This is a genomic window from Mycobacterium sp. C31M, from assembly GCF_053345865.1.
In genome coordinates this window covers 1-21629 of record NZ_JBKFAX010000033.1, presented here as the reverse complement: position 1 = coordinate 21629, position 21629 = coordinate 1, and the positions used below count along the sequence as shown (strand labels likewise).

The following is a 21629-nucleotide window of genomic DNA, read 5'->3' as shown; positions in this document are numbered from 1 at the left end:
CGCGGGGTTTTCTGCTTTTCACGACCCTCCTGGTACGGACTGGTACCGTCGGCTCATGGCACGCATCCACGCCTTCGGTGACGACGCACTCGGTGATCTCGACGCGGTCGGGCTGGTCGCTGCGCTCAAAGCGGGCACGGTATCGCGTGCCGAGGTGATCGACGCCGCCATCGCCCGTGCCGAGGCGGTCGACCCGACCCTCAATGCGGTGGCCTACGCGGCATTCGAACGGGCGCGCAAGGCGCGGCCACGGGGCGGGTTCTTCGCCGGCGTGCCGACCTTCGTCAAGGACAATTCCGACGTCGCGGGGATGCCGATGATGGACGGCACGGATGCCTGGACACCGCGTCCGGCATCCGCCGACGGTGACTTCGCCCGCGCCTACCTGGGGACCGGCCTGGTGGCGCTCGGCAAGACGCAACTGTCCGAGTTCGGCTTCAGCGCCTCGGCCGAACATCCGCGCCTCGGCGCGGTGCGCAATCCATGGCATACCGATCACACCGCCGGCGCCAGCTCCTCGGGCTCGGGCGCGTTCGTCGCCGCGGGTGTCGTCCCCATCGCGCATGCCAACGACGGCGGCGGGTCCATCCGCATCCCCGCCGCCTGCAACGGCCTGGTCGGTCTGAAACCGTCACGCGGCCGGTTGCCGCTGGATGCGCAGATGCGCCAGATGCCGTTGCGAATCGTCGCCAACGGCGTGGTGACCCGGTCGGTCCGCGACACCGCGGCGTTCTACCGGGAGGCCGAACTGCTGTGGCGCAATCCCAAGCTGCCGGCGATCGGTGACGTCACCGGCCCGGCAACGCGTCGGTTGCACATCGCGATGACCACGGAATCGATTGCCCGGGAGGCCAGTTCGGAGGTCCGGGAAGCCACCCTCAAGACCGCTGCACTGTTGGAGGGCCTCGGTCACCGGGTGACCCCGATCGACAATCCGATCCCGGCCTCGTTCATGGACGACTTCCTGCTGTACTGGTCGCTGCTGGCCTTCGCGCTGGTGCGCGGTGGCAAGCGAACCTACGGGCCGAGCTTCGACCGCACCAAGCTCGACAACCTCACCCTCGGGCTGGAGCGGCTGGCCGGGCGCAACCTGCACCGCATGCCGCTGGCCATCACCCGGCTCGCCCGCACCCGGCGGATCACCGCGCGGATGGCGCAGACCTACGATGTGGTGCTCACCCCGACCCTGGCCGAGGCCACTCCGCGGATCGGGCATCTCGATCCGACCGCTGACTACCAGCAGATCATCGACCGCCTCGTCGACTGGGTCGCGTTCACGCCGCTGGCCAATGCCACCGGAGACCCGGCAATCTCGTTGCCGCTCAGCCAATCCGCCGACGGCCTGCCGATCGGTGCAATGTTCGCGGCGACCCAGGGTAACGAACGTACGCTGCTGGAATTGGCCTTCGAACTCGAAATGGTCAGTCCCTTCGCCCAAATACAGGGCTGAAACTCGACGAAATCCGTTGCGGCCAAGACATATTGTTGTAATCGCAAACGGAGCCACGTAACGCTGCCGATACGAGAAGTCGCGTTCGACGAAACACGGTGCGCCCAACATTCTCTGCGTGGAGCCCCTCGCACCCACAATCGTTCGGTCACCGGAGATCGCCCGCACATCGGGAAACACCTTCGGGTGCCTTGTCCGATTCGCGGTCGCGAACATCCGGCGACGCCCGGAACGCTTTGTGCTCGCTGTCCTCGGTATCGCGCTGGCGATCGCCTGTGTCACCGTCGTGCGCACCATATCGGCGAGTTTCGCCATCACCGGCGCCGATTCGGTCACCGATGTCCTCGACGACGCCCAGCTGTGGGTGGTCCCTGCCGCCGGTGTGCACTTCGACCCCGATGCCGAGGCACTGATCGCCGACGGTCCCGCACCGACCTTCGCCGCGCCGACCGGGTGGACCGCGGTGCGCACATTGTCGGGGACGACCACCGTCGACGGCGCTATCGTATCGCTGCGCGGTGCCGACACCGTTGCCGCCGGCCAGGTCGAGGTCGGTGCGGCGGTGGCCGACCGGCTGGGCATCACCGGTGGTGCCGTGATCGACATCGCCGGGCAACCGCTCACCGCCGCCATCGACGGAACAGGTCAATCCATCACCGTGTCAACCGATCTGGCCCGATCGCTGGTCGGCGAGAACGGCTGGTGGACGGTATCGGCCCCGCCCGGTGAGGAACACAGACGTGACCTGGCCAGGGAGTTCGGCGCCGCCACCGGCCTGCCGGCGACGGCCGATCCGTCGGTGCAACCCGAGCCAACCGGCCCCGGCCTGGTCTACGACACGGTCGGCGGATCGGGACCGCTCACCTTCGACCAGAAGTTCTCCGCGCTGTTCTCCGGCAAGGTCACCAGTTCCACGCTCGGGGTCATCTCGACCATCGGTCTGATCCTCGGGTTTGTCATCGCGGTGTCCTCCTTCCTGGCGGCGGTCGCCGAGCGCAAGCGCGAGTTCGGCATCATGAGCAGCATCGGATTGGCCGACGAGGTGCTGTACTTCTTCCTGGTCGAATCGGGCATAGTCTTCCTGACCGCCTATATCGTCGGCGTGCTGGGTGCGGGAGCCGCAGTGGCCCTGGTGATTCCGCAGATCGCCACGCTGACCGCGTGGGCGCAGGCGGCCGGGATGGTCGCCGCATTCATCCCCGCCATGGCCATCGTCGGTGCGCTGGTGCCGGTGCACCGACTATTGCAGCAGCGTCCTGTTGACCTCCTGGTACAGAGGTGAAACGTTGAAATACGGTCTGAGCTACGGCTGGCTTTCGGCACGGCGCCGGCTGCGCGAGATGATCCTGCCCGCCGTCACCACCGCCACCGGTGCCTTCCTGGTGGTCATCGTCTTCGGCATGTCCGAGGGCATCCGCGCCCAGTCGGCGGCGCTGGGCAACGCCGACGAGATCGGTGCGGCGGTCGTGCTGATCGCGGTGACCGTCCTGCTGGTCGGTGTGGTCGAGGTGGCCGTCGCCACCACCCGCACCGTGGCCACCCGCACCCGTGAACTGGGCGTGCTGGGCGCCAACGGAATTCGTCGTGGTCCGGTGGTCGCCGCGCTTCTGGTCGAACCCGTGCTGGCCGCCGTCCTCGGTGCGGTCGGTGGCGCGGCACTGGCTGCGGTCGCGGGCGCCGTGCTGGGTGTCGTCGGACTCGCGCCGACCGGTGTCGACCCGGCCGGGCTGGCCGCAGGGGCGGCCATCGCGGTGCTCGTCAGCATCGTCGCGGCCCTGGCCACCAGCATCGTCCCCAGTTGGAATGCCGCCTCGCGGCCCCCGATCCGATCACTGAGCAGCGGAGGATAACCATGACCGCCATCGACGAGACAGCGCTCGAAACCACCGCGGCGACCAAAGCCGCTCCCGTCGTCGACATCTCCGACGTGTGGAAACTGCACAAGCTCGGCGATGAGGTGGTCAAGGCCCTCATCGCCGTTGAACTCCAGGTCATGCCGGGTGAATTCGTCTGCCTGATGGGACCCAGCGGTAGTGGCAAGTCGACCCTGCTCAACATCATGGGCGGCCTGGACCGGCCGACCAAGGGCAGGGTGTCGGTCGCCGGCCAGGACACCGGCGCGCTCACCGAAAGCCAGTTCGCGGCCCTGCGGCACGACACCATCGGCTTCATCTTCCAGAGCTACAACCTGATCCCGTTCCTGTCCGCGGTCGAAAACGTGGAACTGCCACTGATGTTCGAGCCGTATGACCGCAAGGCACTGCGTAAGCGAGCCACCGAACTGTTGGAGATCGTCGGCCTCGGCCACCGTGTGCACCACCAGCCGACCAAGATGTCCGGCGGCGAGCAGCAGCGCACCGCGATCGCACGCTCGCTGATCAGCAACCCGACGCTCGTCCTGGCCGACGAGCCGACGGCCAATCTTGATCACCGTACGGGGGAGACGGTGGTGCGCATGCTGCGCGACCTGTGCTCGACGCTGGGCGTCACCGTGGTCGCCAGCACCCATGACGCAGGAGTGGCCGAAGAAGCAAGCCGTGTCGTTCAGATGAGGGACGGAGAAATCGTATGACTGCAGAACTAGAGGCGCCGAACGCCGCGCGGGACAAGCTCATGACCACCGAGCTTGTCCCCGAACAGATCCTGCCCAAGGTGATGACGACCTTCGGGCTCACCGCCGCCTACGTGTTCATCATCTGCTGGATCACCGGGTCCTCGGTGATGGCCGGCGGCGGCTGGACGGCGATCCCGATGTGGGTGCTGGGCATCCTGACCTTCCTGGTGCCGGCCGGAATGGCCGTCGTCGAGCTCGGCAACCTGTGGCCGGGCCAGGGCGGTGTCTACATCTGGGCCACCCGCACCATGGGGGAGACCTGGGGTTACATCGGCGGCTACCTGTCCTGGGTGCCGGTCATCCTGAACGCGGCGTCCTCACCGGCGATCGTGCTGCAACTCCTCTTGCTGGCCTTCCACACCGAAATCGGTTTGACGGCAAGCATCATCCTGCAGTTGGTGATCCTGTGGACCGTCATCGGTCTGGCACTGGCCAAGCTTGCGGCCAACCAGAAGATCATGAACATCGTCTTCGTCGTGTATGGCGTGCTGACCCTGACCATCTTCATCTCCGGCCTGCTCTTCGCCGTCAACAACGGTTCGGCCACCCCGTTCAGCTGGGCCGAGGCCACGATCCCGAACTTCGCCGTCGCCGGCTTCCTGTACGGCACGGTGCTGCTCTACCTGCTGGGGGTCGAGACGCCCTACAACATGGGCGCGGAGTTCCTGTCGGTCCGCAAGAGCGGCCCGCGGATGATCCTGTGGGGTTCGACGGCGCTGGTGGCGATCTACCTGCTGACCACCCTGGGCACCATGATGGCGCTGCCGGGTGACCAGATCGACCCGGTGACCGGGGTGATCGGCATGCTCGATGTCGCGGGATTCCCGGGTCTGATGGAGATCGGAGCCGTCATCCTGGCCTTCATCGTGGTGGTCGCGCTGATGACCTATCAGGTCGCCTACTCCCGGCTGATCTTCGTGTCCGGTCTGGAACGGCACCTGCCGCGGATCTTCACCCACTTGAACCCGCGCACCCGTAACCCGGTGACCGCCATCCTGATCCAGGGCGTCATCTCCTCGCTGATCCTGATCACGCTGTACTCGCAGAGCAGCATGGCCAATGTCACGGTATACCTGCAGGGCGGGCTGTCCACGGTGTGGCTGCTGTCGGGTTTCTTCTTCCTGATCCCGGTTGTGGTGGCGCGCAAGAAGTACGCCGACCGGTACGCCACCGAGGAGTTCTGGCGTATCCCCGGCGGCATGGTCGGCGTGTGGATCACCGTCATCGTGGGCTCGGCAGCGACCGTGGGCGGCATCTACTACTCGTTCGTCACCCCGTGGCTGGACGTCCCGCAGGCGACCTGGATGACCTGGGTGGGCTGCATCAGCCTGGGCATGTTCGCGCTCGGTCTGATCGTGTACATCTTCGGCCGCCGGTCGGCCCGCAAGGTGTCCCAAGAAGATTCGCTGGCCCACCTGGCCGTTCTTGATCTCAACAAGGAGGAATCGCCCAAATGACGATGGAGCACAGCGTGCTGGGATCCGAGCTGACCGAGGGTGCCACGCGGTATCCGCTCGATCCGCTCAACGGCGCGGAGATCGAGGCGGCGGCCGCCGTCATCTCCGAATCCGATTACGCCACAGCGACGCTGAAGTTCGTCATGATCAGCCTGGCCGAGCCCGCCAAGGCCGCGGAGCTGACGTTCACGGGGCGCCAGGACGTGCCGCGTCAGGCCTTCGTGACGATGTACGACGCCGCGGTGAAGATGATCTACGAGGCGATCGTCGATATCGACGCCCGCGTGATCGACGCCTGGACAGCGGTTCCGGGTCGCTTCCCGTCCTACCTGGTCGAGCACATGACCGGGGTGGAGGAGGCAGTCATGAAAGACGAGCGCTGGCAGGAGGCGCTGCGCAAACGCGGTGTCACCGACTTCAGCCTGGCCATGATCGATCCGTGGCCGGCCGGGTACTACGGTGCACAGGACCACTACGACAACTCGCCGTTGATCTGCCGTCCGCTGACCTTCATGCGGGCCGCGCCGTCGGAAAACGGGTACGCCCGGCCGGTCGAGGGGCTGATCGTCACGTTCGACCTGGACACCATGACGGTGCTCGACGTCGAGGACCATGGCGCGGTGGCGCTGCCGTCCAAGGGCGGCAACTACTCCGGGCAGTTCATGTTCACCCCCGACAACAGGCCGGCGTTCAGCGGGTTCCGGGAGGACGTGAAGGAGATCGCGATCACCCAGCCCGACGGGCCGAGCTTCACCGTCGACGGCTGGAACGTCACCTGGCAGAAGTGGGCGCTGCGGGTCGGTTTCAACCCGCGGGAGGGTCTGGTGCTGCACGAGCTCACCTACACCGACCGTGGCACGGTCCGGCCCATCATGTACCGCGCCGCACTCTCGGAAATGGTGGTGCCCTATGGTGATTCGTCGCCGACGCATTGGAACAAGAATGTCTTCGACATGGGTGAGGTCGGGATGGGATTCTCGGCCAACCCCCTGACGCTGGGCTGTGACTGCCTGGGCGAGATCTTCTACTTCGACGGCACGGTCAACGATTCCGACGGCAACGCCGTCACCATCCCGAACGCCATCTGCATGCACGAGGAGGACTACGGGATCTCCTGGAAGCACACCGATTTCCGCACCGGCGAAGTCGAGGTGCGCCGGTCCCGCCGGTTGGTCATCTCGATGATCTGCACCGTCGGCAACTACGAGTACGGCTTCTTCTGGTACCTCTACAACGATGCCTCCATCGAGATGGAGGTCAAGCTCACCGGGGTGCTGACCACCGGTGCGATCGCCGAGGGGCAGACCCCGCGCTGGGGGAAGATGGTGGCACCGGGCATGTATGGCCCGAACCATCAGCACTTCTTCAACTTCCGGATGGACATGAGCGTCGACGGTCCGGGAAACAGTGTCTACGAGGTGGATTCGATCCCGGAGCCCGATCCTGCGCTCAACCCGCACCACAATGCCTGGATCACCCGCGACACCCTGGTGGCCTCCGAAGCCGAGGGGGCGCGGGACTGGGAGTATTCGACCGGGCGGTACTGGAAGGTGGTCAACCCGTCCAAACTCAACGAGTTCGGTTCACCGGTGGGCTACAAGCTGATGCCCAAGGACATCGTGCCGGTGATGGTGCAGGAGGGCTCGGTGATCTACGACCGGGCGCGGTTCGTGCAGCACAACCTGTGGGTCACCAAGTTCGACGCCAAGGAGCTCTACGCCGCCGGTGACTACATGTACCAGTCGGCCGACGTGCAGGGCCTGCCGGAATATGTGGCCGACGATGCGCCGTTGGAGGACACCGATGTGGTGCTCTGGTACACCGTCGGCGCGCATCACGTCGTCTGTCCGGAGGACTGGCCGGTGATGCCGTGTCACTACACCGGATTCAAGCTCAAGCCGGTCGGCTTCTTCGACGGTAACCCGGCACTGGATCTGCCGCCGTCACCGCCGAAAGCCTGCCACTCGCACTAGTCACTGCCGGCAGTGCTTATCTGGTCGGTCCCGACGCTGGCCAGGATGCGCTTGAGCGCGTCCCGGTCGTCGCCGCTCAGGTGACCGAGCACCCGTCCTTCGGCGGCGCGCACGCCCTCGTCGGTGCGCCCGAGCAACGCAAGTCCGTCTCGGGTGAGTTCGGCGGGCCGGGCCCGACCCGAGGACACACTGGCCGGTCGGGTGACCAGGCCGCGATCCTGCAGCCCGCGCAGCACCATGTTCATCGCCTGCGGTGATACCTCCAGATCGCGCGCCAATTCGGCATTGGAGCGGCCGGGTGCCTTGGACAGGATGCGCATGCAGATGTACTGCGGGAACGTCAGCCCCAACGGTTCGAGCACCTGCGAGCTGACATCGCGGCGCAGTGTCAGAGCCACCCGATGCAACAGGTAGCCGAGCGGCTGATCCGCCAGATGCTCCGTCATGTCAACAATATTGACACATATCAACTGCATTGATATACCGGAATCATGACCACACCGGAACCGCAGGAAATGTTCGAACAGGCCTACCGCGGCGATGCACCCGAATTCGCCGGCGTGCGCCCGCCGTGGAGCATCGGCGCGCCGCAGCCCGAGATCGCCGCCCTGATCGAGGCAGACAAGGTGCACGGCGAGGTGCTCGACGCCGGCTGCGGCGAGGCAGCCACCGCGCTGGAACTGGCCGCGCGGGGGTTCACCGCCGTCGGCCTGGACATGTCGCCGACGGCCATCGATATGGCCCGCGCCGAGGCGGCCAAGCGTGGGCTGCAGAACGCGAGCTTCGACGTCGCCGACATCAGCAACTTCACCGGTTACGACGGCCGGTTCGGCACGGTGATCGATTCCACGCTGTTCCATTCCATGCCGGTGGAACTGCGGGACGGTTACCAAGAGTCGATCGTCCGTGCCGCGGCCCCCGGCGCGTCCTACTTCGTGCTGGTCTTCGACGCCGCCGCGGTCAATCTCGGTGGCCCCGTCAACGCCGTCACCGTACCCGAGTTGCGCGAGGTGGTCGGCAGGTACTGGCAGATCGACGAGATCCGGCCCGCCCGTATCCACGCCAGTTTCCCCGCACAGATCGCCGAGGCCGGCCCGTTCACGGTCACCGGCATCCGCGACGAGCCCAGTGGCCTGAAATCGGTCGGCGCCTGGCTGCTGACGGCGCACCTGGCCTGAGACCCGCGACGCGCCCCCGCCACCCGAAGGTGGCGGGGGCTTCGTCATGAGGCAGGATTGACTCGAATTCTGTGTCCCGGGACCGAAGGAGTCTGATGGCCGAGCCAGGCAACGCCAGCCCCGGAATCATCCGACCCGCGTATTCGCGGGTGCTGCTCAAACTGGGCGGCGAGATGTTCGGTGGCGGACAGGTCGGACTGGACCCCGATGTGGTGGCGCTGGTGGCCCGCCAGATCGCCGATGTCGTCCGGGCCGGAGCGCAGGTCGCCGTCGTCATCGGGGGCGGTAACTTCTTCCGCGGCGCCCAGTTGCAGCAGCGCGGGATGGAACGCACCCGCAGCGACTACATGGGCATGCTCGGCACCGTGATGAACAGCCTTGCCCTGCAGGACTTCCTGCAGAAGGAAGGTATCGACACCCGGGTGCAGACCGCGATCACCATGGGTCAGGTCGCCGAGCCCTACATTCCCCTGCGGGCCCGTCGGCACCTGGAAAAGGGCCGCGTCGTCATCTTCGGTGCGGGTATGGGCCTGCCGTACTTCTCCACCGACACCACCGCGGCGCAGCGCGCCCTGGAGATCGGTGCCGAGGTGGTCCTGATGGCCAAGGCTGTCGACGGTGTCTTCACCGCCGACCCGCGCAAGGACCCGAACGCCGAGCTGTTGACCGCCATCACCCACCGCGAGGTCATCGACCGGGGCCTGCAGGTGGCCGACTCGACCGCCTTCAGCCTCTGCATGGACAACGGCATGCCGATCCTGGTGTTCAATCTCCTCACCGACGGCAATATCGCGCGAGCGGTCGCAGGTGAGAAGATCGGAACACTGGTCACCAGCTGAGCGCCGCTTTTAAGGAGATAGACACGTGATCGACGAAACCCTCTTCGACGCCGAGGAGAAGATGGAGAAGGCGGTGTCGGTGGCCCGCGACGACCTGTCGTCGATCCGAACCGGCCGCGCCAACCCCGGCATGTTCTCCCGGTTGAACATCGACTACTACGGTTCGCCGACGCCGATCACCCAGCTGTCCAGCATCAACGTCCCCGAGGCGCGGCTGGTCGTCATCAAGCCGTACGAGGCGAACCAGCTCAAGGCCATCGAGGACTCGATCCGCAATTCCGACCTGGGTGTCAACCCGTCCAACGACGGCAGCGTCATCCGCATCTCCATCCCGCAGCTCACCGAGGAACGCCGCCGTGAGCTGGTCAAACAGGCCAAGGGCAAGGGCGAGGACGCCAAGGTGTCGGTACGAAACATCCGGCGCAAGGCGATGGACGAGTTGGCTCGCATCAAGAAGGACGGCGAGGCCGGCGAAGACGAGGTCGGTCGCGCCGAGAAGGACCTGGACAAGACGACCGGAACGTACGTGACCCAGATCGACGAACTGGTCAAGCACAAAGAAGGCGAGCTGTTGGAGGTCTGATGACCTTTCAGCAGGGCAGTCCAGTGGTAGACCCCGAACCACCGAAAAAAACCTCGCGGGCAGGTCGTGACCTGCCCGCTGCCATTGCCGTCGGTGTGGTACTCGGTGGTCTGGCGATCGGCACGCTGTTGTTCGCGCCGCTCTGGTGGTTGCCGCTGCTGGCCGTGGCGATCGCGATCGCCACCCATGAGGTGATCCGCCGGCTGCGCGAGAACGGCTTCGTGTTGCCGACGGTGCCGCTGCTGCTCGGCGGGCAGGCCATGATCTGGCTGACCTGGCCTTACGGAGCCGCCGGGCTCCTGGGGGCGTACGCCGGCACCATCGTCGTCTGTATGGTCTGGCGGTTGGTCGGCGAGGGCCTGGACCAACAGCCGGTCAACTATCTGCGGGATATCGCGGTCACCGTGCTGCTGGCGACCTGGGTTCCGCTGTTCGCGGCATTCACGGCGCTGCTGATCTTCGCTGACGACGGCGGCGTGCGCGTGTTTACCGTGATCGTCACGGTGGCGTTCGCCGATATCGGCGGTTACGTCGCAGGAGTGCTGTTCGGCAAGCATCTGATGGCCCCGGCCATCAGCCCGAAGAAGTCCTGGGAGGGCCTCGGCGGCTCACTGGTGTTCGGTACCGCCGCCGCGGTGTTCTCGGTGACCGTGCTGCTGGACAAGCCGGCCTGGATCGGGCTGCCGCTCGGGGTGCTGCTGGTCATCACCGGCGTGCTCGGCGATCTGGTCGAGTCTCAGGTCAAACGCGATCTCGGGATCAAGGACATGGGCACCTTGCTGCCCGGGCACGGCGGCATCATGGACCGCATCGACGCCATGCTGCCGTCGGCGGTCGTCGGCTGGCTGGTATTGACCCTGCTGGCTTAGGATTCGTGGCCCCGCGGCCCGCGATGAGATACTGGGTCAGATCATGGCCACCTCCCTGCCCCTCGTTTTCGAAGCGCCCCGCCGCGGCCTGCCGCCGCGGCACCTTGCCGACCTCGACGCCGACGGTCGCGTCGCCGCCGTCACCGAGCTCGGGCTGCCGAAGTTCCGGGCCAAACAGCTGGCCAACCACTACTACGGGCGGTTGAGCGCGGACCCGCGGGAGATGACCGATCTGCCCGCCGCGGTGCGCGATCAGGTGGCCGACGCCCTGTTCCCGACCCTCATCACCCCGGCCAAGCAGATCCAGTGTGATGCCGGCGAGACCCGTAAGACGCTGTGGCGGGCTGGTGACGGCACCACCTTCGAATCCGTCTTGATGCGCTACCCGCAGCGCAACACCGTGTGCATCTCTTCACAGGCCGGCTGCGGGATGGCCTGCCCGTTCTGCGCGACCGGCCAGGGTGGACTGCAGCGCAACCTGTCCACCGCCGAGATCCTGGAGCAGGTGCGGGCGGCGTCCTCGGCCATGCGCGATGAACATGACGGTCGGCTGTCCAACATCGTCTTCATGGGCATGGGTGAGCCGCTGGCCAACTACAACCGGGTACTCGCCGCCGTGAAACGCATCATCGCGCCACCCCCGGAGGGCTTCGGCATCAGCGCGCGGTCGGTGACGGTGTCGACCGTCGGCCTGGCACCCGCGATCCGGAAACTGGCCGACGAGCGTCTCGGCGTCACCCTGGCGGTCTCGCTGCACACCCCCGATGACGAGTTGCGCGACACCCTGGTGCCGGTGAACAACCGGTGGAGTGTCGACGAGGTGCTCGACGCGGCGCGCTACTACGCCGATTCGACCGGACGCCGGGTGTCCATCGAGTACGCACTGATCCGCGATGTGAACGACCAGCCCTGGCGCGCCGACCTTCTGGGCAAGAAGCTGCACAGCAAGCTGGGCCAGTTCGTGCACGTGAACCTGATCCCGCTGAACCCGACGCCGGGCAGTGAGTGGGACGCCAGCCCCAAACCCGTGGAGCGGGAATTCGTGCGGCGGGTGCAGGCCAAGGGTGTGTCGTGCACCGTACGCGACACCCGGGGCCGCGAGATCGCCGCCGCATGCGGGCAACTCGCAGCCGAGGGCTAACGCGGTCGGTTCACGAACCAGAGGCTCTCTTCGCGCAGGCTCCGGCTGCGCCAGCCATCGGCGGTGCGTACCAGCTCGTGGTGGTAGTACCCGCCGCAGGTGCTCTGCTCGGGCAGTCCGCGGATCTGAAATGGGTTGTAGAACATGGCCCGTACGCTCGCGTTGTCACCTGTCACATCGGCCTCGACATTGGTGATGTAGTGCATGCTCCACGCGATCAGGCCCCAGTTCGCGGTGAACCAGTCCACCACCTCATCGCGGGAGCCGCTGATCGCACCGGCCGAGGAGTAATCGATGTGGGCATCGACGGTGAACACCGACCGGTACAGCTCCCATTCGCTGCCATCGACGGCGCGGGCATAGCGGGTCAACAGCGCAGTGATCGCGACCTGATCGTCGACCCAACTCACCACACCACCTCCAGCTGCAGATTCTGGATCCGCCAGCCTTCGTCGGCGCGCACCAGGGTGTCATGCCAGCGGCCGCCGAAGAAGCTTGTCGAGTCCTTGCCAGGAAGTCCGACGGCGTTGAACCACATGGCGATCACATCGGCGGTGTCGCCGTCGACGGTGGCCTCGATATTGGTGACGTAATGCATGCCGACCGAGATCGACGTCCTGCCCAGATAGGCAACCGCCTCGTCGACGGAGCCGACCACCAGTCCGGCCGCCGAATAGTCGACGTGAGCGTCGTCGGTGAACAGCGACCGGTACAGCGCCCATTTCCCGGAGTCGACGGCCCGGCAGTACCGGGTCAGTAGGTTCGCGATCTCCGGGGTGTCCGCCGAGATTGACGTTTTGTCGGATTCTTCTCGCACTTTTCGGCCCGTTTGTTCAATTGGGCGAGTCACTCCGGCATGCCGATGGTTTTGGCGTCCAGATACTCCTTGTAGCCCTCGGCGCCGTTGCGATAGCCCAGACCGCTCTGTTTGGTCCCGCCGAAGGGGCTGCCGATCCCGAAGTGGCTCTTGCCGTTGATGGTGACGTTGCCGGTGCGCATCCGGGTCGCCACCGCGAAGGCGCGGTCCAGATCGCCGCCGGACACCTCACCGGACAGCCCGTAGATCGAGTTGTTGGCGATGGCGACGGCCTCGTCATCGGTGTCATAGGGAATCACCGCGAGCACCGGCCCGAACACCTCCTCCTGGGCGATCTGCGAGTCCGGATCGACATCGGCGAGCAGGGTCGGTTGGGTGTAGTAACCGACCGGCAGGTTCTCCGGCACCCCACCACCGGTGACCAGACGGGCCCCGTCCTCGACGGCGCTCTTGACCAGTCCGAGCACTTTCTGCCGCTGGGTCTGGCTGATCTGCGGTCCCTGCATATTGGCCGGGTCCCACGGATCGCCCACCGGGAAGTTCTCCATCATCGACTTCATGATCGCGATGCCCTCGTCATACCGGCTGCGCGGCAACAGGATCCGGCTGGGTAGAATGCAGCTCTGGCCGGACATCACACAGGCCATCAGTGCTGCCATCGGCAGTGCCATGTTGAAATCGGCATCGTCGAGCACGATGTGCGCGCTCTTGCCGCCGAGTTCCAGCAGCGTCTTCTTCACCGTCGGCGCGCCCGCGGCCAGGATCGCCCGGCCGGTCGCTGTCGACCCGGTGAACGTGATCATGTCGACGCGCGGGTCGCCGGACAGCGCCGCACCGACCTCGTTGGCATTGCTGACCACAACGTTGAACACCCCGGGTGGGATATCGGTCTCCTCGGCCACGATGCGGCCGTACTCACTGCCCGACCATGGAGTGAACTGAGCGGGTTTGAGCACCACGGTGTTTCCGGCCATCAGGGCCGGCACGGTCTCGGCGACGTTGAGGTAGAACGGTACGTTCCACGGGGTGATGGCGCCGACGACGCCGATGGGCTCGTAGTGGATCTTGCGCCGGGCGGGTCCCAGCGGGGTGTCGTGCACACCGTTGTCGGCGAGGTACTCGAACGCCCGGCCGTGTTCGGCCCAGTGCTTGACCTCCTCGATCGGGCTCTCGATCTGGCTGCCGGTCACCTTCACCGGACAGCCGACCTCGGTGATCAGGATGCGGCGCAGACGCTCCTTGTTGCGTTCGAACGCCTCGTGCAGCTGGGTCAGGCAGTGATAGCGGAACTCCAGATCGCGCGACCAGTCGGTCTGATCGAAGGCGCGTCGCGCGGCGCCGACGGCCCGGGCCATATCGTCGACGGTGCCGTCGGTGGCCTGTCCGGCCACCTGCTCGTCGGCCGGGTGGATGACGTCGAACATCGCCCCGCCGGCCGTGTGTTGTAGTTCGCCGTCGATCAGCATCCGCTCGTCGCCGGCCAGGACGCCCGTTTCTTCGTGCACGCTGGTCATCTGCTCAGCATTACAAATCGCGGCCGCAGTGTCAGCCCCTTGGGGCGAAATCGGCTACTTGATACCGACGGCGTGGCGCAGCTGCGCCAGGAACTGTCCCTCGTCGTCACTACGCACGATGTAATGCGATATCGCGACCCGGATCGCGGTCGCCGCCTTCACGTGGGCATTGGAGCCGCTGAGCAACTTGAGCAACCGGGCCCGCATGACGGGGATCACGTAACCGAGTTGCTTGATGACGACCTCGGGCTCGATGTCGACGATCCGCACACCGGAATACGACTGCTGATACTGCACGATGAATCGCAATGCCGCATCGAGCTTTTCGGTGCCACGCAGACCCGCGGTCGCAGCACTGATACCGGTATCGAACATCTCGCGCTCGTAGATGCCGAAGGCGCGCAACAGCTCTTCCTTCGAGGCGAACCAGCGGTACAGCGTCGGTCGGGACACCCCGGCCTGCAATGCGACCTCGGACAGACTCAACTTGGTCTGCCCATTGCGTCCGAGCACCTCGGCCGTCGCGGCCAGGATCCGACGCTGCGTCGAGGTGTCCTCGGCGGTGTCGGGCTGTGCGGGCAGGGGCTTGTTCACGTCAACGATGGTAGTTCCTGTCGCATCACAAAGATGCCCGTAAGGCCGAGACCGTGTCGAGATCGCCCAGTGCCGCCACCGCGCGGCCCAGGCCTTCCAGCGCGATCTCGTCGTCCTGCATGCCGCCCATCCCGGCCGTGATCAATGTCGCGATATAGGCGTACAGCGCGGCCTGCCGGTAGCGCTGCCAGAGCTCGTCACGGTCCAGGTCGGGCCCGCCGGCGGCGGCCAGTGCGCCCCGATAGACATCGAGAAGATCACGCTGTTCGGCGACCCGGTCGGCGGTGGTCATGCTGGTGACCAAGGTGTAGGACAACTCGCGCGACGGGTGCCCGCGACGCACCGCCTGCCAATCCAGCAAACCGGCTTTTCCGTTGCGGAAGTACACATTTCCCGGATGGGCATCACCGTGCATGATGGTGTGCGGCCCGCGGTCGATGAGGGTCGCGACGGCCCGGTAATTGTCGTTGATGAACTGCCCGTCCTGCACCGGGATCGACGTGCGCCCCGCCAGCCGTCGGGCCGAGGTGTTGGCCAGGGTCCCGGTCAGCAGCGATGTCGCATCGCCGGATGCCGAGTACACCCAGCGGTGGCGGTCGGCCTGTTCCCAGAAGGTCGCGTGCACCTGTGCCAGCAGTTCAACGATCAGCGCGGCGTGGTCGGGGCTCAGCGGATGCAAAGTGTCGGGGAACTCACAAGCCGTCGGCCGTCCCTGGGTGTCGACCGCCAGATCCTCCAGCACGAGCACAAATCGTCCGGTCACCGGATCGAACGTCGCGCCGTGACAGGTCGGCACGTCGGTGAGCCGGCGGGACAACTCGCGGTAGAACCGCACTTCGGTATCGGCCAGGCGGCCCAGTTCGCCCATCAACCGGGTGGCCGCAGTCTCGGCCGGCATCTTGACGAAGACCGAGGCCGGTACGTCGTCACCGGTCAGGGCCAGCCGGGCGCGCGAGGACGTGCCGGCGTCCCCGTCGAGTCGGGTCACCGAGGTCACGGTTCGACCCAGCAATGTCGACAGGTGGGCCGGGCTCAGGTCGGTGATGGCACGCGGGATGGCGCGTGTGCGGCCGAGAACCGCGTCGGTCGCGATACGTTGCATCCCACGGCCAAGATGGGCGGCCAAACCGAACACCGGAACAACGTTGCTGGCCTGCGTGGGCATCGGGTAAGCCTTACAAATTCAATAAGTTTTGTAAAGCATGATCGGAGGGGATCCCATGGCCGGACCGATGGACGGTTTCCGAGTGGTCGAACTCGGCGTTTGGGTGGCGGCACCGGCCGCGGGTGCGATCCTGGCCGACTGGGGCGCCGACGTCATCAAGATCGAGCCACCCGCGGGTGATCCGGCACGCGGTTTCGGCCGGATGATGGGGCTCGACGATGAGCTCGGCATCGCCTCGAACCCGCCCTTCCAGATGGACAACCGGTCCAAGCGCAGCATCGTGCTCGATCTGGGGACCTCCGACGGTCGCGGCACCGCGTCAGACCTGCTCGACACCGCCGATGTCTTCCTGACCAACATCCGGCCGGCGGCGCTGGCCCGGTTGGGCCTGGACTTCGCGACGGTGGCCGGGCGCAACCCGCGTCTGGTGTACGGGTTGATCACCGGTTACGGCACCGACGGCCCGGACGCCGACCGGGCCGCGTATGACGTTGCCGCGTTCTGGGCGCGGGCGGGGATCGCCGACCTGCTGACCCGACCCGGTGACACCCCGCCGTTCCAGCGCGGCGGGATGGGTGACCATTCCGCCGGGATGACGATGGCCGGCGCCCTGTGCGCGGCGCTGCTGGCCCGAACCCGCACCGGCGCAGGGCAACTGGTCACCACCTCGCTGTATCGGCAGGGTGCCTACACCGTCAGCTTCGACCTGAACACGGTGTTGATGACCGGACAGCAGGTCGCGATCGGACAGCGTGAGGCGATGGGCAACCCGTGCATGAACAATTATTCGGCCGCCGACGGCCGGCGGTTCTGGATCGTCGGACTCGACGTGGTGCGGCACTGGCCGTCATTGTGCCGCGTGGTGGGCCGGCTGGACTGGCTGACCAGGTATCCGACCCCACGCGACCGATTCACCCATGCCCGCGAGATCATCGCCGAGCTGGACAGCATCTTCGGGGGTCGTCCGCTGGAGGAGTGGGCGGACGTCTTCGCCGGCGAACCGGACTTTTTCTGGTCGCCGATCAACTCCCTGGACGATGTGCTCGCCGATGAGCAGTTCCACGCGGCCGGCGGCATTGTCGATGTACCCGAAGGGGATTCGTCGACACCGATGGTCGCCAGCCCGGTCGATTTCTCCGGGACGCCCTGGCATCCGCGTGGCCGGGCGCCTGAACTCGGAGAGCACACCGACCAGATCATGGCCGAGCTCAGCCGCGCTGACGGTTCACCGCATCCAGGAGGTCGGTGAGCTGTTGCCGGCTGATGGCACCGGCACTGAACGACGGCATCCGCCCGACCGGGATCGAGGACAGCATCCGCAACATGTCGGTGCCCAGCGCCGCATCCGCCGGACCGGTCATTACATCAGCCAGCAAGGGGGCGGCCACCGGATCGGCCAGCAGTTCGCCCAGGGTCGATTCGGCGGTGAACGGCGTTGTGACGGCATCTCCGTCGATTGCGACACCGGTCTGCAGACGCATGTCGCGACTGGATGCGCCGGCCCACACCCGGTAATCACCGGACTCCACGGTCCATCTGCTGGTGCTGACATTCCAATACGCGAGTTCGTCACGGGCAATGTGGATCTCGACGGTTTTGCGGTCGCCGGGGGCCAGCGTCGCCGAGCCGAAACCGGCCAGCCATCGCGGCGGCCGCGACACCCGTGAGTCGGGCAGTCCGGCGTAGATCTGCACGACCTCCCGGCCGGCACAGTCGCCGGTGTTGGCCACTGTCACGCGCACCGAGAATCCGGTGTCATCCTGGTCGACGGTCAGGTCGGTGTAGTCGAAGCTCGTGTAGGACAGCCCGTGCCCGAACGGGAACGTCACTTCCAGGTCGCGGGCGTCATACCACCGATAACCGACGAATATCCGTTCACCGTAATGGATCTGGCCGTCCTCGGCGGCGAAGTTGAGATAGGCGGGGCTGTCCTGTAGGCGGACGGGGACCGTCTCGGTGAGTCGCCCGGACGGATTGACCGACCCGAACAGCACATCGGCGATCGCGGCGCCGCCACCCTGCCCCAGCAGGGCGCCGTCCAGTATGGCGGGCGCCAGGTCGGCAACACGGTCCAGGCGGACCACTCCGCCATGGGCCAGCACGACCACGGTCCGCGGTTGTGCCCGGACGACCTCGGCCAGCAGTTGCAATTGCTCGTCGGGCAGGTCGATGTGGCTGCGGTCGAACCCCTCGGACTCCTCGGCGGCGGGCAACCCCAGGAACACCACCGCGGCATCGGCGTTGCGCGCGGCCGCGGGTTCTTCGGCGTATTCGACGCGGTCCGCCCGGGCACGGATCTCGTCGAGTGGGACGTCGAGCCTGGTCGGCGTCACATGCGAGCTGCCGCCGCCCTGGTAGCGCGGCTCGGTGGCGAAGGAGCCGAACACCGCCACCGAGGACGACGGATCCAGCGGAAGCAGGTTCTCCTCGTTGCGGAGCAGGACGATGGATCGGGCCGCGGCCTCGCGGGCCAGCTGATGATGTTCGTCGACATCAAAGGTGGCACCGGCACTTTGGGTGACACGATCAGTCAGGCGCAGCACCCGGCGGGCGGTGTCGGAGACCTGGTCGGTGCTCAGCACGCCGGAACGCACCGCGTCGACGACATCGCCGTCGGTCACGCCGCCGGTGGCGGGCATCTCCAGATCCAGGCCGGCCGCCACCGCGGCCACCCGATCGCGCACCGCGCCCCAATCGCTGACCACCGCCCCGGTGAATCCCCATTCGTCGCGCAGCACCGTGGTCAGCAGCCAGGTGTTCTCCGAGGCGTAGACGCCGTTGATCCGGTTGTAGGAGCACATCACCGTCGTGGGCTGCTCCTGGGTGACGATGCGCTCGAACGCGCGCAGATAGATCTCACGCAGTGTCCGTTCGTCGACCTGCGAGCTCGCCCGCATCCGGTCGTCCTCGGCGTTGTTGGCCGCGAAGTGCTTCAGCGAGGTACCGACGCCGCGGCTCTGCACACCGCGGACCCAGGCGGCGCCGAGGACGCCGGAGATCAGCGGGTCCTCGGAGTAGTACTCGAAATTGCGGCCGCAGCGTGGATCTCGCTTGATGTTGACACCGGGACCGAGCAGGACGTGCACGCCGAGCGCCCGGCATTCGGTGCCCAACGCGGCACCGACCCGGGCCACCAGATCGGGATCCCACGACTGGCCGAGTGCGACGGCCGGCGGGAAACAGGTGGCGGGCTCGCTGGCACCGATACCGACATGGTCGGCGCTACCGGACTGTTTGCGAACGCCGTGCGGCCCGTCGGTCAGCAGGATCGCCGGGACGGCTCCGACCTGCTTGGTGGTCCAGAACGTGGCGCCGCTGCCCAGGGCGGCCAGGTCGGTGATGGTCAGGTCGGCGATACGGTCGTCGGTGCGCTCAGTCACCGTTTCCATTGTCCACACCGGCGGCATGGCGCAGTTGCTCCAGGAAATCGTCACCGTCATCACTGCGGACCAGATAGTGCGAGATGGCGACGCGGACGGCGGTGGCCGCCGCGACATCGGCCTGGTCGCCGTCTGTCAGACGTTCGAGCCGATCGCGCATCAGCGGGATGAACTGGGCCAACCGCGTGATGACCTGTGCTGGTTCGATATCCACCATCCGCAGGCCCGGATAGGAGCGCTGGAAGTCGACGATGATCCGTAGCGTGGCATCGAGGCGTTGATCGGCGGGCAGGTCGGCGTTGATCTTCGCGATGGCGCGGTCGTAGTGCTTGCGCTCCCAGACCACGAAGGCGTCTAGCAGGTCCTCCTTGGAGGCGAACCAGCGGTACAACGTGGGCCGCGACACGCCGGCCTGAGCGGCGACCTCCGAGAGGCTCAACTTGGTCATCCCGTAGTTGCCGAGCACCTCGGCGGTGGCGGCCAGTATCCGCTCGCGGGTGCTGGTGGCGGACACGTCGGGCATCTGCACAGCTTTACAAATTATCGCTGTACTGTCACGCTAATTCTGCCGCGACATCGTCGTCGTCAGCCGCTGTGAAAGGGAAAGCCGTGACAGTTGCCAGCGCGCCGCAGGCACGCGAGTACAGCCCGTTCGACATCACCTCGCACGACTTCTGGAGCCGGTCCTTCGATGAGCGCGACCAGACCTTCGCGAAGCTTCGGGCACTCGACGGGCTGAGCTGGCACCGGCCGTTACCGACATTGTTCGATATCTCCGAGCCTGGGTTCTGGGCCTTGACGCGTCGCGAGGACATCCACTTCGCCAGCCACCATCCCGAACTGTTCACGTCCACGCTGGGTGTCGCGTTGGACCCGATGCCTGCCGAGGTGCAGCGGTTTGCCTCGTTTTTCCTCACCATGGATCCGCCCGAGCACACCGTCTACCGCAAGTTGATCAGCTCGGCGTTCACCCCGCGCAATGTCCGCCGGATCGAGGAGCAGATTCACGGCAATGCCGTGGCCGTCGTCGACAATCTGATCGGGGCCGGCGATATCGATTTTGTGCACGACTGCGCCGCCAAACTGCCGATGGTCACCATCCTGGACATGCTCGGCGTGCCCAGTGCCGACCAGCCGGCGCTCGCCGCGGCCGCCGAGAAACTGTTCAGCATGAGTGATGACGAGTACTCCAGCATCGAGGAACGCGCCGCCGACACCCTCAACGAGATCATGCTGCTCAACGGAACGGGCGTGGAACTGGCCAAGTTTCGGCGAGCCAACCCCGGCGACGATCTGATGACCAGCATCGTGCACGCCGAGGTGGACGGGCAGCGGCTGACCGACGAGGAGATCGGCGCCTTCCTGATCCTGTTGGCCTCGGCCGGTAACGACACCACCAAACAGACCACCACGCACGCCATGTTGGCGCTGGCCGCCAATCCGGCGCAACGGGATTGGCTGATGGAGGATTTCGACGACCGGATCGGCCTGGCCGTCGAGGAGTTCGTCCGGTGGTCGACGCCGGTGCTGCAGTTCGCCCGGTTCGCCACCCAGGATGTCGAGGTGGCCGGTCAGCAGATCAGCGCCGGGGACAAGGTGGGGCTGTTCTACTGCTCGGGTAACCGGGACGAGAGCGTGTGGGCCGATCCGCAGGTGTTCGATTTGAGTCGCAAACCCAATCCGCAGGTGGGTTTCGGCGGGGGAGGGCCGCATTTCTGTCTGGGGCACGGGCTGGCCAAGAGCGAACTGCGGCATATCTTCCGGGAGATGCTGACCCGGCTGAAGACGATTGAGTTCGGTGAACCCGACCTGCTGTACAGCAGCTTTGTGCACGGCATCAAGAGGCTGCCGGCGCACGTGCAGTGAGCTGGTGGCGCGCCAGTGTTCGCTGCCCGCCGAAACGCTCAGCGTTTTCTTAAGTATTTCCCTTGCCACGGTTGATGTTCAGGCGTAGATTCGAACACAAGTTCGAATTGCTGTTGCTCCCGCTTCGGTGAGCACGCGCCGGCGACATCGGTCGTCGACAAGGTTCGACCGTACCCTTCGGGGTGGTTG

21 protein-coding genes are annotated in these 21629 nt (G+C 66.2%); 13 read left to right on the top strand and 8 right to left on the bottom strand.

The features are described from left to right. The first annotated feature begins 55 nt into the window (after positions 1 to 55). The 6 genes from ACLBYA_RS31085 to ACLBYA_RS31060 all read left to right on the top strand — a co-directional run bounded on the left by ACLBYA_RS31085 (position 56) and on the right by ACLBYA_RS31060 (position 7494). Positions 56 to 1450: an amidase gene (locus ACLBYA_RS31085; protein WP_447713329.1), complete on the top strand. Its 1395-nt coding sequence runs from the start codon at positions 56 to 58 to the stop codon at positions 1448 to 1450. 118 nt (positions 1451 to 1568) lie between these two features. Further along, complete coding sequence (locus ACLBYA_RS31080; RefSeq protein ID WP_447713328.1) at positions 1569 to 2732, top strand: FtsX-like permease family protein; 1164 nt, start codon at positions 1569 to 1571, stop codon at positions 2730 to 2732. A 58-nt stretch (positions 2733 to 2790) separates the two neighbouring features. Beyond that, positions 2791 to 3300, top strand: a complete 510-nt coding sequence (locus ACLBYA_RS31075; protein ID WP_447713343.1) for an FtsX-like permease family protein — start codon at positions 2791 to 2793, stop codon at positions 3298 to 3300. Between the two features lie 2 nt (positions 3301 to 3302). Further along, a complete protein-coding gene (locus tag ACLBYA_RS31070; RefSeq protein ID WP_447713327.1) occupies positions 3303 to 4022 on the top strand; it encodes an ABC transporter ATP-binding protein in 720 nt (239 codons plus the stop codon). Beyond that, positions 4019 to 5521: an APC family permease gene (locus tag ACLBYA_RS31065; protein ID WP_447713326.1), complete on the top strand. Its 1503-nt coding sequence runs from the start codon at positions 4019 to 4021 to the stop codon at positions 5519 to 5521. The genes ACLBYA_RS31070 and ACLBYA_RS31065 overlap by 4 nt, the downstream gene beginning before the upstream one ends. Then, complete coding sequence (locus ACLBYA_RS31060; RefSeq protein ID WP_447713325.1) at positions 5518 to 7494, top strand: primary-amine oxidase; 1977 nt, start codon at positions 5518 to 5520, stop codon at positions 7492 to 7494. The genes ACLBYA_RS31065 and ACLBYA_RS31060 overlap by 4 nt, the downstream gene beginning before the upstream one ends. On the opposite strand, the gene ACLBYA_RS31055 is transcribed toward ACLBYA_RS31060, so the two are convergent. Beyond that, on the bottom strand, positions 7491 to 7940 hold the full coding sequence (locus ACLBYA_RS31055) for a MarR family winged helix-turn-helix transcriptional regulator (protein ID WP_447713324.1): 450 nt from the start codon (positions 7938 to 7940) through the stop codon (positions 7491 to 7493). The two genes, ACLBYA_RS31060 and ACLBYA_RS31055, sit on opposite strands and share 4 nt — an antisense overlap. Positions 7941 to 7985: 45 nt before the next feature. Between ACLBYA_RS31055 and ACLBYA_RS31050 the strand changes: the two genes are divergently transcribed. From ACLBYA_RS31050 to rlmN, 5 genes are all read left to right on the top strand, one after another. Further along, a complete protein-coding gene (locus ACLBYA_RS31050) occupies positions 7986 to 8672 on the top strand; it encodes a class I SAM-dependent methyltransferase (protein WP_447713323.1) in 687 nt (228 codons plus the stop codon). A 95-nt stretch (positions 8673 to 8767) separates the two neighbouring features. Further along, positions 8768 to 9511: a UMP kinase gene (pyrH, locus tag ACLBYA_RS31045; protein WP_447713322.1), complete on the top strand. Its 744-nt coding sequence runs from the start codon at positions 8768 to 8770 to the stop codon at positions 9509 to 9511. A gap of 25 nt (positions 9512 to 9536) precedes the next feature. Continuing rightward, the gene (frr, locus tag ACLBYA_RS31040; protein WP_447713321.1) at positions 9537 to 10094 is read left to right on the top strand and encodes a ribosome recycling factor; all 558 of its coding nucleotides are present in this window, start codon (positions 9537 to 9539) and stop codon (positions 10092 to 10094) included. Further along, positions 10094 to 10963, top strand: coding sequence for a phosphatidate cytidylyltransferase (locus tag ACLBYA_RS31035; protein ID WP_447713320.1), 870 nt, complete (start codon positions 10094 to 10096; stop codon positions 10961 to 10963). The genes frr and ACLBYA_RS31035 overlap by 1 nt, the downstream gene beginning before the upstream one ends. A 43-nt stretch (positions 10964 to 11006) precedes the next feature. After that, positions 11007 to 12104 (top strand): 23S rRNA (adenine(2503)-C(2))-methyltransferase RlmN, encoded by a 1098-nt coding sequence (rlmN, locus tag ACLBYA_RS31030; protein WP_447713319.1) that lies wholly within the window; start codon positions 11007 to 11009, stop codon positions 12102 to 12104. On the opposite strand, the gene ACLBYA_RS31025 is transcribed toward rlmN, so the two are convergent. The 5 genes from ACLBYA_RS31025 to ACLBYA_RS31005 are packed head-to-tail and all read right to left on the bottom strand — an operon-like array spanning position 12101 to position 16194. Next, a complete protein-coding gene (locus ACLBYA_RS31025; RefSeq protein WP_447713318.1) occupies positions 12101 to 12514 on the bottom strand; it encodes a nuclear transport factor 2 family protein in 414 nt (137 codons plus the stop codon). The two genes, rlmN and ACLBYA_RS31025, sit on opposite strands and share 4 nt — an antisense overlap. Beyond that, positions 12511 to 12921 (bottom strand): nuclear transport factor 2 family protein, encoded by a 411-nt coding sequence (locus ACLBYA_RS31020; protein WP_447713317.1) that lies wholly within the window; start codon positions 12919 to 12921, stop codon positions 12511 to 12513. The genes ACLBYA_RS31025 and ACLBYA_RS31020 overlap by 4 nt, the downstream gene beginning before the upstream one ends. Positions 12922 to 12950: 29 nt before the next feature. After that, positions 12951 to 14435, bottom strand: coding sequence for an aldehyde dehydrogenase family protein (locus ACLBYA_RS31015; protein WP_447713316.1), 1485 nt, complete (start codon positions 14433 to 14435; stop codon positions 12951 to 12953). A 54-nt stretch (positions 14436 to 14489) separates the two neighbouring features. Beyond that, entirely contained in the window at positions 14490 to 15029 is a 540-nt protein-coding gene (locus ACLBYA_RS31010) for a TetR/AcrR family transcriptional regulator (protein WP_447713315.1), read from the bottom strand. A gap of 25 nt (positions 15030 to 15054) precedes the next feature. Then, a complete protein-coding gene (locus ACLBYA_RS31005) occupies positions 15055 to 16194 on the bottom strand; it encodes a phosphotransferase (protein ID WP_447713314.1) in 1140 nt (379 codons plus the stop codon). 55 nt (positions 16195 to 16249) lie between these two features. On the opposite strand from ACLBYA_RS31005, the gene ACLBYA_RS31000 reads away from it, so the two are divergent. After that, positions 16250 to 17443: a CaiB/BaiF CoA transferase family protein gene (locus ACLBYA_RS31000; protein ID WP_447713313.1), complete on the top strand. Its 1194-nt coding sequence runs from the start codon at positions 16250 to 16252 to the stop codon at positions 17441 to 17443. Here the strand turns inward: ACLBYA_RS31000 and ACLBYA_RS30995 are convergent. Together ACLBYA_RS30995 and ACLBYA_RS30990 are read right to left on the bottom strand one after the other, a co-directional pair. Next, positions 17403 to 19583, bottom strand: coding sequence for a glycoside hydrolase family 3 C-terminal domain-containing protein (locus tag ACLBYA_RS30995; RefSeq protein WP_447713312.1), 2181 nt, complete (start codon positions 19581 to 19583; stop codon positions 17403 to 17405). The genes ACLBYA_RS31000 and ACLBYA_RS30995 overlap by 41 nt on opposite strands. Further along, on the bottom strand, positions 19567 to 20097 hold the full coding sequence (locus ACLBYA_RS30990; RefSeq protein ID WP_447713311.1) for a TetR/AcrR family transcriptional regulator: 531 nt from the start codon (positions 20095 to 20097) through the stop codon (positions 19567 to 19569). Before ACLBYA_RS30990 ends, ACLBYA_RS30995 begins: the two co-directional genes overlap by 17 nt. Positions 20098 to 20183: 86 nt before the next feature. On the opposite strand from ACLBYA_RS30990, the gene ACLBYA_RS30985 reads away from it, so the two are divergent. Further along, complete coding sequence (locus ACLBYA_RS30985; RefSeq protein ID WP_447713310.1) at positions 20184 to 21440, top strand: cytochrome P450; 1257 nt, start codon at positions 20184 to 20186, stop codon at positions 21438 to 21440. The last annotated feature ends 189 nt before the right edge of the window (positions 21441 to 21629 follow it).